The organism is Methylobacterium sp. Leaf465, from assembly GCF_001424705.1.
In the GTDB taxonomy this organism is placed as follows: Bacteria; Pseudomonadota; Alphaproteobacteria; order Rhizobiales; family Beijerinckiaceae; genus Methylobacterium.
Genome location: NZ_LMRA01000013.1, coordinates 26,871 through 42,772, shown reverse-complemented (window position 1 = coordinate 42,772; position 15,902 = coordinate 26,871). Strand labels below are relative to the sequence as shown.

Sequence of the window (15,902 nt, the reverse complement as noted above, 5' to 3'; positions counted from 1 at the left end):
ATATCGCCATCCAAACAGAAGAATTTCGCGATAATCAACTACTTATGGCCATGCTGAACAATCGAGTGGGAATGAGAGGGCCGGCGAGGACCGATGAGAAAAATTTCTCTGCGCCCCGCAGCGCCGCTGGCAGAATAAATCGCCACGGGGAACAATACCTCTTGCTGCGTTTGAATTGGCATGTAGTATACCAGGGGTCCCTCCCAGGGATTCATGTGACGCAACTTTAACCCCGCAGGCCTTAGGGTCCGCGGGGTTTTCTCGTCCGAACTTTGAGCTCCTACACGATCCGAACGACGGGCGGCAGCCCAATATTGGGAAGCCGCGCGATCTGTCGGAGCGACCCGTTTCTCGGGGCCGGGAAGCCACACCGATCACGCGATGGACGACGCGACCAAATCGTGAACTGGCCACGCTTGTATCTCAGGTGACGGCCTTCTACAGACCGACGCACCATCCGGCTGGACCGGATGAGTGCACAAATGCGAAGACACGCGAGATTGATTCGATGATTGAGCCTCAGGGTTCGTTCGCTCCACTCGTCGGGTTGAAGCATCGCACTCAGGTTTCCATTCTCTTAGTCGCCTCAAGTCTTTGCGTTGCTGGCTTCTTGTGGCTGCCCAGTACGCTCGCGGGTGCTGCAACGACACCAACGCCGGCAGCCGTCACGGTCACACCACCGAGCAACGGCGATTTCGTCCTCAGCCCGGACCAGCTGGCCGCCATCGACACTGAGACGGTGGAGCAGCGCCTCTTCTACGAGGAGATCACCACCGAGGGTAAGATCGGCGTCGACGAGTATCAGGCCACCCCGGTGTTCTCCCCCTATCCGGGTCGGGTCATCGCCATCTTCGCGCGCACCGGCGAGCAGGTGCAGAAGGGTGAGCGCCTCTTCTCGATCCAGGCCAACGAGATGGTCCAGGCCCAGAACGACTATCTTGCGGCCTTGAACGTCCTGGCCAAGGCACGGTCGCAGCTCGGCTACGCCCAGGCCGCCGAGAAGCGCCTGCACGATCTCTATGATTCGCGGGTCACCACGCTGCGCGAGCTCCAATCCGCGCAGAACGATCTGAACACGGCCACCAACGATGCCCGGACGGCCGAGGTCGGTCTGGAGGCCGTGCGCAACCGGCTGCGCATCCTGGGCCTGCGCGACGACGAGGTCGCCAATCTACAGAAGGGCTCGATCAACCCCGAAACGGCGATCAACGCGCCCCTCAAGGGAACGATCATCCAGCGCAAGATCGGACCGGGTCAGTATGTCGGCACCGGGGGCAGCGACCCCTCGTACATCATCGGCGACCTATCCAAGGTCTGGCTCATCGCGCAGCTGCGTGAGCCGGACGCGGCGAAGGTCGATCTCGGCGATCGGCTCAAGTTCCGCGTACTCGCCTATCCCGACAAGGTCTTCGAGGGGCGGATCAACTTCATCGGATCGTCCGTCGACCCGACGACCCGTCGCATCACGGTTCGGGCCGATATCGACAACACACAGAATCTGCTGAAACCCGAGATGTACGCCACCGTGCGCATCATCAACGAGCGCGAAACCCTGTCGCAATCGGTCCCCCGTGCAGCGGTCGTGCTGGAGGGCAGCAAGGCGAGCGTCTGGGTGTTGAAGACCGACAACACGGTCGAGAGCCGCCGGGTCAAACCCGGCATCATCGACGGAAGCAAGATCGAGATCCTCGAAGGTCTGGCGACCGGCGAGCGTGTGATCTCGCGCGGCTCCCTATTCATCGACCGGATGGTGACCCGGGGCTGATCCGTCGGCTCCCGTCAGCAGGAACCCAACGCATGACCGGCCTCGTCCATCTCGCGCTGCGCCAGCGTGCCCTGGTGGTTCTCGCGTTCGTTCTGCTGCTGGCCTGCGGGCTGGTCGCCTTCCGAACCCTGAACATCGAGGCCTATCCGGACCCGACCCCGCCGATGATCGACGTGATCACGCAAGCGAATGGTCTGTCGGGCGAGGAGATCGAGCGCTACGTCACCGTGCCGATCGAGGTGATCACCTCCGGCTTGCCGAACCTGAAGCAGGTCCGCTCGGTCTCCCTCTACGGGCTGTCGGATGTGAAGCTGCAGTTCGGCTTCGAGTTCAGCTACCGCGAGGCCGAGCAGCAGGTGCTGAACCGGCTGGCCCAGCTCGACGCCCTTCCCAACGGCGCCAAGCCGACCATCTCGCCGGTGAGCCCCATCGGTGAGATCTTTCGCTACAAACTGACGGCGCCGGCGGGCTACAGCGTCCTCGACCTGAAATCCCTGCAGGACTGGGTGCTGCGTCGGCGCTTCCGCGCCGTGCCGGGCGTCATCGACGTGATCGGCTGGGGCGGCAAGACCAAGACCTTCGACATCGCCGTCGACCTGGACCGGCTCACCGCCTACGGGTTGACCCTGTCGGGCGTCGTGAAGACCCTGAACGACAGCAACCTGAACGTCGGCGGCAACCGGATCAATCTCGGCACCCAGTCGGCTGTGGTGCGCGGTGTCGGCTTGATTCGCTCCACCGACGACATCGGCGAGACAGTGCTGACGCAGTCGGGCGGCGCACCGGTGCTGGTCAAGGACGTCGCCACCGTCACGATCGGGCACCAGCCACGCCTCGGCATCGCCGGCATGAACGACGACGATGACATCGTCCAGGGCATCGTGCTGATGCGGCGGGGCGAGGAGAGCACGCCGACCATCGCTGCCGTACAGGCGGAGGTGGGGCGCATCGAGGCCATGGGCCTTCTGCCGCCGGGCGTCCGGATCGAGCGGATCTACGACCGGGCCGACCTCATCGCGGTCACCACGCACACCGTGCTGCACAACATGCTGGTCGGCATCGTGCTGATCCTCATCGTGCAGTGGCTCTTTCTCGGCAATCTGCGCAGCGCCCTCATCGTGGTGGCGACCATCCCCTTCGCGCTGTTCTTCGCCGTCATCATTCTGGTGGTGCGCGGCGAGTCGGCGAACCTGCTCTCCGTCGGCGCCCTGGATTTCGGACTGATCGTCGATGGAACGGTGATCATGGTGGAGGCGATCTTCCGGCGGCTCTCCGGTCACGGGACACCGACAGGGGAGGTGGTCCGGCCGGGCCTCGCAGGCAAGCTCCTGCGGATCCGCCAAGCCTCCGGGGACGTCAGTCGCTCGATCGTCTTCGCGGCGATCATCATCGTCACGGGCTTCCTGCCGCTCTTCACCCTGACGGGGGTGGAAGGCCACATCTTCGGGCCGATGGCGCAGACCTACGCCTACGCGCTGCTCGGCGGGCTCATCGCCACCTTCACGGTGACGCCCGTCCTCTCCGCCTACCTCCTTCCAGCCCATGTCGAAGAGGTCGAGACGATCCTCGTGCGGACCCTGGACCGGCTCTACCGGCCCGCCATCCGCGCCGCCCTGGGCAATCGCATCCTAACCCTCGGCCTCGCGCTGCTACTCACCGCCGGAGTCGGCGTGGCGGGGCGCCAGCTCGGCCTGGAATTCCTGCCCAAGCTCGAGGAGGGCAATCTCTGGCTGCGTGCCACCATGCCGGCGACGATCTCGCTGGAGGAGGGAAACCTCTACGTCAACCGGATCCGCCGCATCATCGCAGCGGTGCCGGAGGTCGAGAGCGTCGTCTCGCAGCACGGCCGCCCGGATGACGGCACCGATGCCGCCGGCTTCTTCAACGGCGAGTTCTTCGCGCCGCTCAAGCCGGCCGAGAAGTGGCGGCCGAGCATGACCAAGGACCGGATGGTCGGCGATCTCCTCGACCGGCTGCGCACCGATTTCCCCGGCGTGGAGTTCAACGTCTCGCAGTACCTGCAGGACAACGTCGCCGAGGCGGTTTCCGGCATCAAGGGCGAGAACTCGTTCAAGGTGTTCGGATCCGACCTTGAAACCTTGACGGCGGTTGCCAACCGCGTCGAGGCCGTGCTCCGCAAGGTGCCCGGCGTAACCGATCTCGGCGTGTTCACGTCGCTCGGTCAGCCCACGGTGCAGATCGACGTCGACCGGGTCCGTGCCGCACGCTACGGCCTCACCCCCGGCGACATCAATGCCACGGTCCGCACCGCCATCGGCGGCGACAGCGCCGGCGACCTCTACGACAGCGGCTCGGATCGTCACTATCCGATCGTCATCCGCCTCGCCGAGCAGTTCCGCCAGAGCGTGGCCTCCATCCGCAACCTGCGCATCTCCGGGCAGGGGCCGAACGGCACGCTGATGCAGGTGCCCCTGAGCGAGGTCGCCCAGGTCGCCCTCGTCTCAGGGCCGGCCTACATCTACCGGGAGGGCCAGGAGCGCTACCTTCCGGTGAAGTTCAGCGTCCGTGACCGCGACCTCGGCAGCGCGATCCTGGAGGCACGTGAGCGCGTGAACGCCGAGGTGGCCCTGCCGCGGGGCTACCGCCTCGAACTCGTGGGCGAATTCAACAACATGCAGGGTGCCCTGGCGCGCCTGTCGGTGACCGTCCCGATCGCCATCGGCCTCATCGCGATCCTGCTGTTCATGAACTTCGGCTCCGCGATCGACATGCTGCTGGCGCTCAGCGTCATCCCGATGGCAGCGGCCGGCGGCGTGCTCGCCCTGGTGATCACCGACACACCGTTCAGCGTCTCGGCCGCGATCGGATTCATCGCGCTTCTCGGCATCGCCGTGATGGACGGCATCATCGTGCTGTCGCACTTCAACGGTCTGATCATCGAGGGAGAGGAGCGGGTGCGGGCGATGCTGCGGACCTGTCACACGCAGCTCCGGCCGGTGGTGATGACCTGCGTGGTCGCCGGCGTCGGCCTCCTGCCGGCCGCCTTCTCGAATGGTGTCGGATCGCAGGTTCAGAAGCCCCTGGCGCTGGTCGTCGTCGGCGGCATGAGCCTGGCGCCGCTCCTCATCCTGCTGATCCTGCCGGTGCTCATCCTCACGCTTTCGCGGCGAAAGCCCGGACTGGCCGAGGAGGAGGATGGTGACCCGCGATCGACCGCGGCTTTGCAGTCGGCTTCGGTCACCGCTTGACCCGGCCTAACCGCGCGTCGACACCCAGCCGTTGACTGGGCTCAGAACGCGATCAGGGAACCTTAGAGGGGGGCAGTTGAAAGGTGCCGATCGTCTCGCACATCAAGGGATGACGCGGCCGGCGAACAACGATCTCACGATGTTGAGGTCGTTCCGAAGGAGGGGTCGATCCCGCCGCCGCGACGAATAAGCGGGCGGCCTCACGACCCACTCGGGAGCGGGTCGGTCATGCGACTGGCACGAAAAGCGCTCAGTTGTTGATGGTCAGCGTGGCCTTCGTCACCGGCATGTCCGGCGGCGTCGCGTCCGCGATCTGGTTTGTGGGCGGATGCGGGGTTCGAGCGTTCATCCAGTCCGCACCGATCTGCACCGACAGGAGAAGCAGAAGCACCGCCATCAGGGCGTTCGCAGCCCGCTGGAAGGGACGAACGGACAGCCGCACAGTCGCTTCCAGTCGATCGGCATCCGTCGTCGCGGCGTCCAATCGGTCCGAGATCGGGAGAAGCCACGGCTCACTCGGAAGGGCCTGAAGCCCTCCCATTTCATGAGCGCCCGGCAGGTTCTGGAACAGTCCGCAGGACATATCCGTACTCCTGGTTGGTGAGTGGCAGCCGAGTGTGGAAGGCTGTTCGTTCATATTCAGTTAATCTGACTTTTTGTTCATTTCAAGTTCAGGGATGGAGAGCGCCTCTCTTCCAACGGTCGTCCCGTGTCCGATGGCAGCCTCAAGGGGCTGTCCGTACGACAGTTCCTCCTCCACGAACTGCCTGCAGGCTCGTGATGCGAGCCGCGGTCGACCTGTCCGCTGCGAGCCAGCATCGGATCAGCCAGAATGCCGGCCGCCCCATCGCGTCGACCATCAGCTCCGCAGTCCCGGCGCCTCCTGACCCGTGCGTGCGACGTACTCGGTGTAGCCGCCGCCATACTGATGGATTCCGTCCGGCGTGAGTTCGAGGACGCGGTTCGACAGGGCGGCGAGGAAGTGGCGGTCGTGGCTCACGAACAGCATCGTCCCCTCGTAGTTCGCCAGGGCGGCAATCAGCATCTCCTTGGTGCCCATGTCGAGGTGGTTGGTAGGCTCGTCGAGGACGAGGAAGTTCGGCGGGTCGTAGAGCATTCGCGCCATCACGAGGCGGGCCTTCTCGCCACCTGAGAGCACGCGGCAGCGCTTCTCCACGTCGTCTCCCGAGAAGCCGAAGCAGCCGGCCAGCGCCCGGAGAGAGCCCTGGCCCGCTTGCGGGAAGGAATCCTCCAGGAACCCGAACACCGTGCGGTCGCCGTCCAGCACGTCCATGGCGTGTTGCGCGAAGTAGCCGAGCTTGACGCTGCCACCAACCGCGACGTTGCCCTCGTCGGGCTTGGCGGTTCCGGTCACGAGCTTGAGGAGCGTCGACTTGCCGGCCCCGTTGATGCCCATCACGCACCAGCGCTCGCGCCGCCGGATCGAGAAGTCGAGGCCCTCGTAGATGGTGCGGCTGCCGTAGCGCTTGTGCACGTTCTTGAGCATCACGACGTCGTCGCCGGAGCGGGGGGCGGGCAGAAATTCGAAGGCGACGCTCTGGCGGCGCTTGGGCGGCTCCACCCGCTCGATCTTGTCGAGCTTCTTCACCCGGCTCTGCACCTGGGCAGCGTGGGAGGCCCGCGCCTTGAAACGCTCGATGAACTTGATCTCCTTGGCGAGCATCGCCTGCTGGCGCTCGAATTGGGCCTGTTGCTGCGTCTCGTTGAGCGTCCGCTGCTGCTCGTAGAAGGCGTAGTCGCCCGAGTAGGTGGTGAGCTGTCCGCCGTCGATCTCGACGATCTTCGTGACGATGCGATTCATGAACTCGCGGTCGTGCGAAGTCATCAACAGGGCGCCCTCATAGCCCTTGAGAAAGGCTTCGAGCCAGATCAGGCTCTCCAGGTCGAGATGGTTGCTCGGCTCGTCGAGGAGCATGACGTCGGGGTTCATCAGGAGGATGCGGGCGAGCGCCACGCGCATCTTCCAGCCGCCCGAGAGCTTGCCGACGTCGGCGTCCATCATCTCCTGGGAGAAGCTCAAGCCCGCCAGCACCTCGTAGGCACGCCCCTCCAGGGCATAGCCGTCGAGTTCCTCGAAGCGGGCCTGGACCTCGCCGTAGCGCTCGATCAGCGCCTCCATCTCGTCGGCCCGGTCGGGGTCGGCCAGGGACTGCTCGACCTCCTTCAGCTCGGCGCCGATCTCGCTGACAGGGCCGGCGCCGTTCATCACCTCGGAGACGACGGTACGGCCGGACATCTCGCCGACGTCCTGGCTGAAATACCCGATGGTGATGCCGCGATCCGCGGCGACCTGGCCCTCGTCGGGCTGCTCCTCGCCGGTAATCATCCGGAACAGAGTGGTCTTGCCGGCACCGTTGGGGCCGACCAGACCGACCTTCTCGCCCCGCTGGAGGGCGGCGGAGGCCTCGATGAAGACGATCTGGCGGCCGTTCTGCTTGCCGATTTTTTCGAGGCGGATCATGGGATGCGGATCACGGGCTCACGGGGGTTCGGGCGGGTGCTGCGGCCTTACGGCATGTGTGCCCCGAGGGGTAGTGCAGCCCGGCACCGGGCCGGCGCGTCCTCCGCGTTCGGCGCCGATGGTCCTCGAGGCGAAGACCCGCTAGGCTGGCGCTTTCACGGTCAGAACGGTCTTTCCGCGCCCCCGATGGTCCACACCGGCTACAATCCGGCGCTCGTCGCCCTGTCCGTCACGATCGCGATCTTCGCCTCCTACACCGCGCTGGATCTCGGTGGCCGCGGCCGGGGCTCGGCGGGCAGGCGCCGCTGGGCCTGGATCGCTGCTGCCGCCTGTGCGATGGGCGGCGGGATCTGGTCGATGCACTTCGTCGGCATGCTGGCCTTCGAGATGGGAATGCCGGTCGCCTACGACCTCGGCACCACGGCCCTGTCCCTCGCGCTGGCCATCGCCTGCACCGGTGCTGCCTTCGCGTGGATCAGCCGGCCGGGCGCGACGCGACGCGACCTGTTCGTCGCCGGCCCTGTCATGGGCCTGGGGGTGGCCGCGATGCACTACACCGGCATGGCAGCGATGCAGATGCCGGGCCATCTCACCTATGCCTGGCCGCTGGTGGCGCTGTCGGTCGTCATCGCGGTCACGGCAGCGACGGCGGCTCTCTGGCTCACCCTGCGCCGGAACAGCGTGTGGCAGACGCTTATCGCCTCCACCGTGATGGGCCTCGCGGTGGCGGGCATGCACTACACCGGCATGGCCGCGGCGACCTTCTCGCCCGAAGGCGCCGGTGCGCATCCGACCGGTCTCGGCGCCGTACAGCAGAACCTGGCGCTGGCGGTGGCCGGTGCGACCTTCCTGATCCTATTCCTGGCGATGCTCGCCTCCTCCTTCGACCAGCAGCGGGTCCAGAGCGACCTCCAGGCCAGCGAGGGGCGCTTCCGCGCCGCCGTACAGGCCGTGCGTGGCGTGCTCTGGACCAACGATGCAGAGGGCCGGATGCTCGGCGAGCAGCCGGGCTGGAGCGCCATCACGGGGCAGAGCCGGGCCGAGTACGAAGGCTACGGCTGGGCCAAGGCCGTCCACCCCGACGATCAGCAGACCAGCATCGAAGCGTGGAACGAGACCGTGCGGGCGCGGCGGACCTTCGTTCACGAGCACCGGGTGCGCTCCGCCGATGGCGCCTGGCGCCACTACGCCATCCGCGCCGTGCCGGTCTTTCACGATGACGGGTCGATCCGGGAATGGGTGGGCGTCCACACCGACATCACCGAGCAGCGCCAAGCCGAAGCCGAACTGCTCGAGTCCAACGAGGAGATCCAGCGCTACGCCTACATCGTGAGCCACGACCTGCGAGCACCCCTCGTGAATGTCATGGGGTTCACGAGCGAGCTGGAAACGACCCGCGAGGACGTGCGCGCCGCCCTGCAGGGGCATCCGCAGGCAGAGCGGATCGACGCGGATCTCGGCGAGGCGCTCGGCTTCATCAAGGCCGCGGTGACGCGCATGGAGCGCCTGATCGCCGCCATCCTGAAGCTGTCGCGGGAAGGGCGGCGCAGCTTCACGCCGGAACGCCTCGACATGACGAGCCTGCTGCGCCGCCTCGCCGACGCACAGCACCACCAGACCGAGCAGGTGGGCGCCCGCGTCGTCATCGCGCCGGACCTACCGCGTCTCGTCGCCGACCGGCTGGCGATCGAGCAGATCTTCGGCAATCTCATCGACAACGCGGTCAAGTATCTCGACCCGGCACGGCCGGGGCGGATCGAGATCAAGGCACAAGTGCTGGGGGGCGGCCGCGTCCGCTACAGCGTCGCAGACAATGGCCGGGGCATCGCCGAGCGGGACCATGCACGGGTGTTCGAACTGTTCCGACGCTCCGGAGCGCAGGATCGGCCGGGGGAGGGCATCGGGCTCGCCCACGTCAAGGCGTTGGTCCGGTCCCTCGGCGGCCGGATCGAGGTCGCGTCGGAACTGGGGGTGGGCACAACCTTCAGCGTGACGCTGCCGCGCGAGACCGCTACAGGTCAGGGACAGGACGGGCCGCCCATGCGGCTCGCCGCCGAATAGGTGCGGAGCGAAGCGTGAACGCCGTCGAAATCGTCATGATCGAGGACGATGAGGGCCATGCGCGCCTGATCGAGCGCAACATCCGCCGCGCCGGTGTGAACAACACCATCCTGCCCTTCCGGGACGGGACGTCGGCGCTCGAATATCTCCTCGGCGCCGACGGCACCGGCGAGGCGAGCGCCAAGCGCCACCTGCTGATCCTTCTCGACCTCAACCTGCCGGACATGACCGGCATCGACATCCTCGAGAAGGTGAAGGCAAACACCCACACCAAGCGCTCGCCCGTCGTCGTCCTCACCACGACGGACGACCAGCGCGAGATCCAGCGCTGCTACGACCTCGGCGCGAACGTCTACATCACCAAGCCCGTCAACTACGAGGGCTTCGCCAACGCCATCCGGCAGCTCGGGCTGTTCTTCTCCGTGATGCAGGTGCCGGAAAACCCATGACATCGGACCGCACATGACCGAGTCCGCGCCTCCAGGCCGCGGTCGCGTCCTCTACATCGACGACGACCCCGGCCTGGGGCGGCTCGTGCAGCGCGCCCTCGCGGCGCGGGGCTACGCCGTGGAGCTTGCCCTCGACGGCGATGCCGGACTGGCGCGTCTCGGGCAGGGCGACATCGACGTCGTCGCCCTCGATCATCACATGCCTGGGCAGACCGGCCTCGACATCCTGCCGGCCATCCGCGCCCTGCCGGAGGCGCCGCCGGTGGTCTACGTCACCGGCTCGGAGGACAGCCGCGTCGCGGTGGCGGCCCTGAAGGCGGGGGCCGTCGACTACGTCTGGAAGGACCTGCAGGGCCAGTTCCGCGAGCTCCTCGGCGAGGCCATCGATACCGCTCTGCGGCAGGAGGCTCTGCGGCGGGACAAGGAGCGGGCCGAGCAGGCGGTGCGGGAGGCGCGCGACCGGGCCGAGATCATGCTGCGGGAGGTGAACCACCGCGTCGCCAACTCGCTGGCGCTGGTGGCGGCCCTGACCCACATGCAGACCAACGCGGTGACGGACCCGGCGGCGAAGGCCGCGCTTCAGGAGATGCAGGCCCGGATCTCGGCGATCGCGGGCATCCACCGCCGGCTCTACACCTCCGACGACGTGGAGGCGGTGGACCTCGACGCCTACCTGGCGAGCCTCGTGGAGGAGCTCCAGGCGGCCATGAAGGCGGCCGGGCGCGACCACGCCATCCGCCTCGACGCGGCGCCGGTGCGGCTCGCCACCGACAAGGCCGTCTCGGTCGGCGTCGTGGTCACCGAGCTCGTGACCAACGCCTATAAATACGCCTATCCCCCTGAGGCGTCAGGGGAAATTCGGGTCTCCATCGCTCGGCAGGGCAGCGATGGCCTGACCCTGACCGTGGAGGATGACGGCATCGGCTGGACCGGCGAGGGCCAGCCGCGGGGCACCGGCCTCGGCTCCCGGATCATCCGGGCGATGGCGACGAACCTGCGCTCGGCCCTGGTCTATGGCGGCGGTCCGATCGGCACCCGGGCGACGCTCTCCTTCCAGCACTGAGGCGCCCCTAGACCAGCGCGCCCGCGTTCATGATCCCGTCCGGGTCGAGGCTGTGCTTGACCGCCGCGATCAGGCGCAGGCGGGCGGGATCCGAGTAGCGTTCCAGCAGGTCGCGCTTGAAGCGACCGATGCCATATTCCGCGCTGTATCCGCCGCCGTATTCCAGCGCGATCGTGTAGAGGTCGTGGGCAAAACTCGCCTCGATCTCGCGCGTGAACGCGACCCGGTCGCGGCCCGCCGGCACGACGAGGTTGTAGTGCAGGTTGCCGTCGCCGACATGGCCGTAGACCGAGAGCCGGACGTCCGGCAGGCGCTCGGCGAGCAGGGCGGCACCGCGGGCGAGAAAATCGGTCAGGCGGGAGATCGGCACGGCGATATCGTGCTTGACCGATCCGCCGGCATGCTTTTCCCCCTCGGGAATCGTCTCGCGCACCGCCCAGAAGGCCCGGCGCTGGGTCTCGGACTGGGCCAGCACCGCGTCGACCACCCAGCCCCGTTCCATCAGGGCCTCCAGGCATCCCATCAGCACGTCGTCGAGGGGGATGCGGTCCGAGGAGGCGGTGAGCTCGAGGAGCACCGCCCCGCCGGGGCCGGCCTTCAGGCCGGTCTCGGCGCCGCGCATCTCCGTGACGAGGCCGAGGGAGGAGGCGGAGATCAGCTCGAAGGTCGAGGCGAGGTCGGAGGTTTCCCGGCGCACCAGGGCGGCCATCTCGGGGATCGGCGCCCCCGCGGCGAGTTCGAGCCAGGCGGTCGCCCGCTGGCCCTGGGCCGGCCAGAGCTTGAGGACGACCCCGGTGATGATGCCCAGCGTCCCCTCGGCACCGATGAAGAGCTGCTTCAGGTCGTAGCCGATGTTGTTCTTGCGCAGGGTCCGCATGTCGGAGAACAGCGTCCCGTCCGGCAGCACCACTTCCAGGCCGAGGACGAGGTCGCGGGCCATGCCGTAGCGCAGGACCTGGAGACCCCCCGCATTGGTGCCGAGGTTGCCGCCGAGGCGGCAGCTGCCTTCGGAGCCGAGGCTCAGCGGCAAGAACAGCCCGTCGGCCTCGGCGGCTTTCTGGGCGTCCGCCAGGATGGTGCCGGCGTCGCACGAAAGGGTGAAGTTCAGAGGATCGACGGCGCGGATGCGGGTCATCCGCTCCAGGCTGACCACGAGCTGGCGCCGGCCGGGCTCCGGCGTCGCCCCGCCGACATAGCCGGTGTTGCCGCCCTGGGGCACGAGGCCGAAGCCCTGGGCCCGGGCGAGCCCGACGAGCGCCTGGACCTCCTCCACGCTGCGCGGGCGCAGCACGGCGGGGGTCTCGCCCTGCATCAGGTCGCGCTGGTCGCGGGTGTAGCGCCCGGTCAGGGCGGGGTCGGTGAGGACCCCGCCGGAGCCCAGCAGGGCCTCGAAGGGGGCGAGGGCGTCGCGGTCCGGCAGGGATTCCGGCATGGGGGAGACTTTTCCTGGCTGAGGTCGCGCGGGTTCGATCGTCGGGGACGGACCATGTCGCGCGGCCGCCCCGAAAGGAAGCACCCGGCTTTCAACGGGGGCGGAGGTGTCAGCCCCATGACGAACCGGGCAACTCAGCCGTTCCGGAAGGTATAGCTGTAGCCGTTGAGCGCCGGGGCGCCGCCCAGATGGGCGTAGAGCACCTTCGACCCCTTGGGGAAGAAGCCTTTCTGCACGAGGTCGATCATGCCCTGCATCGACTTCCCCTCGTAGACGGGGTCGGTGATCATGCCTTCCAGGCGCGCCGAGAGGCGGATGGCCGCGACCGTCTCCTTCGAGGGCACGCCGTAGACCGGATAGGCGTAGTCCGCGTTGAGCACGATGTCGTCGGCCGTGATCGCCGGGGCGCCGATGAGTTCGGCGGTGTTGCGGGCGATCTCCAGCACCTGCGCCTTGGTCTGGGCCGGGGTGCAGGAGGCGTCGATTCCGATGACGTTGCGGGCGCGCCCGTCGGCGGCGAAGCCCACCACCATGCCGGCATGGGTTGAGCCGGTGACGGTGCAGACCACGACGTAGTCGAAGCGGAGACCCATCGCGGCCTCCTGGGCCCGGACCTCCTCGGCGAAGCCGACGAAGCCGAGGCCGCCGAACTTGTGCACCGAGGCGCCGGCCGGGATCGCGTAGGGCTTGCCGCCCTTCGCCTTCACGTCTTCGATGGCCTTCGTCCAGCTGTCGCGGATGCCGATGTCGAAGCTGTCCTCCACGAGCTGGGTCTCGGCGCCCATGATGCGCGACAGCATGATGTTGCCCACCCGGTCGTAGACGGCGTCCTCGTGCGGCACCCAGGCCTCCTGGATCAGCCGGCACTTCATGCCGATCTTGGCCGCCACCGCCGCCACCATGCGGGTGTGGTTGGACTGGACGCCGCCGATGGTCACCAGGGTGTCGGCCCCGCTCGCGATGGCGTCGGGCACGATGTATTCGAGCTTGCGCAGCTTGTTGCCGCCAAAGGCCAAACCGGAATTGCAGTCCTCGCGCTTGGCGTAGATCAGCACGTCGCCGCCGAGATGGGCGGTCAGGCGGGGCAAGTGCTCGATCGGGGTCGGGCCGAAGGTGAGGGGATAGCGCTCGAATTTCGACAGCATGGGCGGGGTCCTTCGTGGTCAGCCCGGAAACGCTAGCAAAGAGGCCGCGAAAGGTGCTCTCGAAATCGGGGTTTGGATTTTGCAATGTTCGGCTTGCAGCCCCTCGCGACGGGCATCGCTTTCGTCGATAGTGCCCCTGGCGAAAGGATCTTTCATGGACGCAGGGCTGGACCGCATGGACCTGAAGATCCTGCGCCTGCTCCAGGCCGACGGGCGCATGGGCAATGCCGAGATCGCCAAGCGGGTGAACACCAGCGCGGCCACCTGCCACCGGCGCATCCAGCGCCTGTTCGACGAGGGCTACGTCCGGGGCGTGCGGGCGCAGATCGCGCCGGAGAAGGTCGGGCGCGGCTCCCTGGTGATGGTGGGCGTGGTGCTGGACCGCTCGACACCGGAGAGCTTCGCCGCCTTCGAGGCCGCGGCCCGGGCCATGCCGATGGTGCTCGACTGCCACCTCGTGGCCGGCGATTTCGACTACTTCCTGAAGATCCGCGTCTCCGACATGGCGGATTTCAACCGCCTCCACAGCGCGACCCTGATCGCCCTGCCGGGAGTCCGCCAGACCCGGACCTTCTTCGTCATGAAGGAGGTGGTCGACAATGCGCCGCTGGACATCTGAGACGCGTGGCGACGGGGTGGTGCGGCTTGTCGGGAAGGCTGCCGCTCCAACAGAGCGGTCCTGTCAGAACCCCGACGGGTTACCCTCCCCCTTGCGGGGAGGGGTCAGGGGTGGGGGTGGCTTCGCTGGCCTCCGCCGGTCGCGGGTCGCCCAACCACCCCCACCTCCAACTCCGCCCCACAAGGGGGAGGAGGGCCACGTCGCGCTCGAGCTTCCAACCACCGATAAAGGTCCACCCCCATGTCCGACCAACCGCAGGGAATTCCGGAGGCCGTGCGCGCAGGGCGTCCGACGGTCTGGTGCAACCCGCAGGTCCGGTCGGCGGCCGAGGTCCTGCCCGGACTCGCCTTCGGCCTCGCCGAGGTGCGCGACGCGGAGGCGCGCTGGCGCCGGTGCGACCCGCTGCTGAAGGCGCTGTTCCCCGAGCTGGAGACCGGGCGGATCGATTCGCCCCTGCTGCCGCTGGCCCCGGAGGTCGCCGCCCATCTCTGCGGCAGCGAGGCACCGGCCGTCTGGGTGAAGGCCGACCACGACCTGCCGGTGACGGGCTGCATCAAGGCGCGCGGCGGCGTCTACGAGGTGCTGGTCACGGCCGAGCGGCTGGCCCTGGCGCGGAGCTGGCTGCGCGCGGGCGAATCCTACGCGCGCCTGGCCGAGCCCGAGATCCGCGCGGCCTTCGGGGCCTTCACCGTGGCGGTGGGCAGCACCGGCAATCTCGGCTTCAGCGTCGGCGTCATGGCCCGCGCGCTCGGCTTCCAGGTCGAGGTCCACATGTCCCACGATGCCAAGGCCTGGAAGAAGCAGCGCCTGCGCGACATCGGGGCCCGGGTGGTGGAGCATGCGGGCGATTACGGCAGCGCGGTCGCGGCGGCGCGGGAGGCCTTCGGAGACCGGGCGGACGCGCATTTCGTCGACGACGAGAGCTCGGTCGACCTGTTCCTCGGCTATGCCGCGGCGGCCTTCGACCTGGAGCGCCAGCTGGCGGCGGCCGGCATCCCGGTCGATGCCGCGCATCCCCTGGTGGTCTACCTGCCCTGCGGGGTCGGGGGCGCGCCGGGGGGCGTCACCCTCGGGCTGAAGCTCCTGTTCGGCGACGCGGTGCACTGCGTCTTCGTCGAGCCCGTCGCCGCCCCCTGCATGCTGGTGCAGCTCGCCGCCGGGCTCGACCGGCCGGTCAGCGTCTACGATGTCGGCCTCGACAACCGCACCGCCGCCGACGGCCTCGCGGTGTCGAGCGCCTCGCTCCTCGTCGCCGGCACCGTCGGCCCGCTCATCGCGGGAATCGTCACGGTGACGGATTCCGCGCTCTTCGCCGGGGTTCGCGACCTCTGGCAGCGAGCGGCCCTGCGCCTCGAACCCTCGGCCGCCGCCGCCTTCGCGGCGGTCCGCCCGACGCTCGCGGCCCGGCCGGACTGGCGCGACGCCACCCAGGTGGTGTGGACCACCGGCGGGGCGCTCCTGCCCGAGGCGGAGTTCCAGAAGGCGCTGGCCGCGGCGGCGTGAGGCGTTCTGGGGTCGGAATGGGCGCGGCTCCCGACCCCAGCACAGCGTCATCCCGGGGCCGCGCAGCGGAGCCCGGGATCCAGAAACACATGTGGTGCAAGGACTTGCACTGTCGGCGGCTCTGGATTCCGGGCTCGCCTTCGGCGCCCCGGAATGACGGTGCGGATTTGTCGG

11 protein-coding genes are annotated in these 15,902 nt (G+C 67.9%); 7 read left to right on the top strand and 4 right to left on the bottom strand.

The annotated features are described in order from the left end of the window. Positions 1–427 precede the first annotated feature (427 nt). Complete coding sequence (locus ASG51_RS11370) at positions 428–1,765, top strand: efflux RND transporter periplasmic adaptor subunit (RefSeq protein WP_244480128.1); 1,338 nt, start codon at positions 428–430, stop codon at positions 1,763–1,765. Positions 1,766–1,797: 32 nt separating this feature from the next. Continuing rightward, complete coding sequence (locus ASG51_RS11365; RefSeq protein WP_056380916.1) at positions 1,798–4,974, top strand: CusA/CzcA family heavy metal efflux RND transporter; 3,177 nt, start codon at positions 1,798–1,800, stop codon at positions 4,972–4,974. 250 nt (positions 4,975–5,224) lie between these two features. Here the strand turns inward: ASG51_RS11365 and ASG51_RS11360 are convergent, their stop codons facing one another. Both ASG51_RS11360 and ASG51_RS11355 read right to left on the bottom strand, forming a co-directional pair. Next, complete coding sequence (locus ASG51_RS11360; RefSeq protein ID WP_244480127.1) at positions 5,225–5,458, bottom strand: hypothetical protein; 234 nt, start codon at positions 5,456–5,458, stop codon at positions 5,225–5,227. Positions 5,459–5,833: 375 nt separating this feature from the next. Then, complete coding sequence (locus ASG51_RS11355) at positions 5,834–7,456, bottom strand: ABC-F family ATP-binding cassette domain-containing protein (RefSeq protein WP_056380913.1); 1,623 nt, start codon at positions 7,454–7,456, stop codon at positions 5,834–5,836. Positions 7,457–7,459: 3 nt separating this feature from the next. On the opposite strand from ASG51_RS11355, the gene ASG51_RS11350 reads away from it, so the two are divergent. The 3 genes from ASG51_RS11350 to ASG51_RS11340 are packed head-to-tail and all read left to right on the top strand — an operon-like array spanning position 7,460 to position 11,029. After that, the gene (locus ASG51_RS11350; protein WP_347379736.1) at positions 7,460–9,517 is read left to right on the top strand and encodes an MHYT domain-containing protein; all 2,058 of its coding nucleotides are present in this window, start codon (positions 7,460–7,462) and stop codon (positions 9,515–9,517) included. A gap of 35 nt (positions 9,518–9,552) precedes the next feature. Beyond that, the gene (locus ASG51_RS11345; RefSeq protein WP_056212883.1) at positions 9,553–9,966 is read left to right on the top strand and encodes a response regulator; all 414 of its coding nucleotides are present in this window, start codon (positions 9,553–9,555) and stop codon (positions 9,964–9,966) included. 13 nt (positions 9,967–9,979) lie between these two features. Next, a complete protein-coding gene (locus ASG51_RS11340) occupies positions 9,980–11,029 on the top strand; it encodes a response regulator (RefSeq protein WP_056380909.1) in 1,050 nt (349 codons plus the stop codon). Positions 11,030–11,036: 7 nt separating this feature from the next. On the opposite strand, the gene ASG51_RS11335 is transcribed toward ASG51_RS11340, so the two are convergent. Both ASG51_RS11335 and ASG51_RS11330 read right to left on the bottom strand, forming a co-directional pair. Next, entirely contained in the window at positions 11,037–12,461 is a 1,425-nt protein-coding gene (locus tag ASG51_RS11335) for an FAD-binding oxidoreductase (RefSeq protein WP_056380907.1), read from the bottom strand. 134 nt (positions 12,462–12,595) lie between these two features. Then, positions 12,596–13,606 carry a 1-aminocyclopropane-1-carboxylate deaminase gene (locus tag ASG51_RS11330; protein WP_056380905.1) on the bottom strand — a complete coding sequence of 337 codons (1,011 nt, stop codon included), beginning with the start codon at positions 13,604–13,606 and terminating at the stop codon, positions 12,596–12,598. A gap of 154 nt (positions 13,607–13,760) precedes the next feature. On the opposite strand from ASG51_RS11330, the gene ASG51_RS11325 reads away from it, so the two are divergent. Next, a complete protein-coding gene (locus ASG51_RS11325) occupies positions 13,761–14,225 on the top strand; it encodes an Lrp/AsnC family transcriptional regulator (protein ID WP_055953482.1) in 465 nt (154 codons plus the stop codon). Between the two features lie 240 nt (positions 14,226–14,465). Further along, on the top strand, positions 14,466–15,728 hold the full coding sequence (locus tag ASG51_RS11320) for a D-serine ammonia-lyase (protein ID WP_056380901.1): 1,263 nt from the start codon (positions 14,466–14,468) through the stop codon (positions 15,726–15,728). Positions 15,729–15,902: the final 174 nt, after the last annotated feature.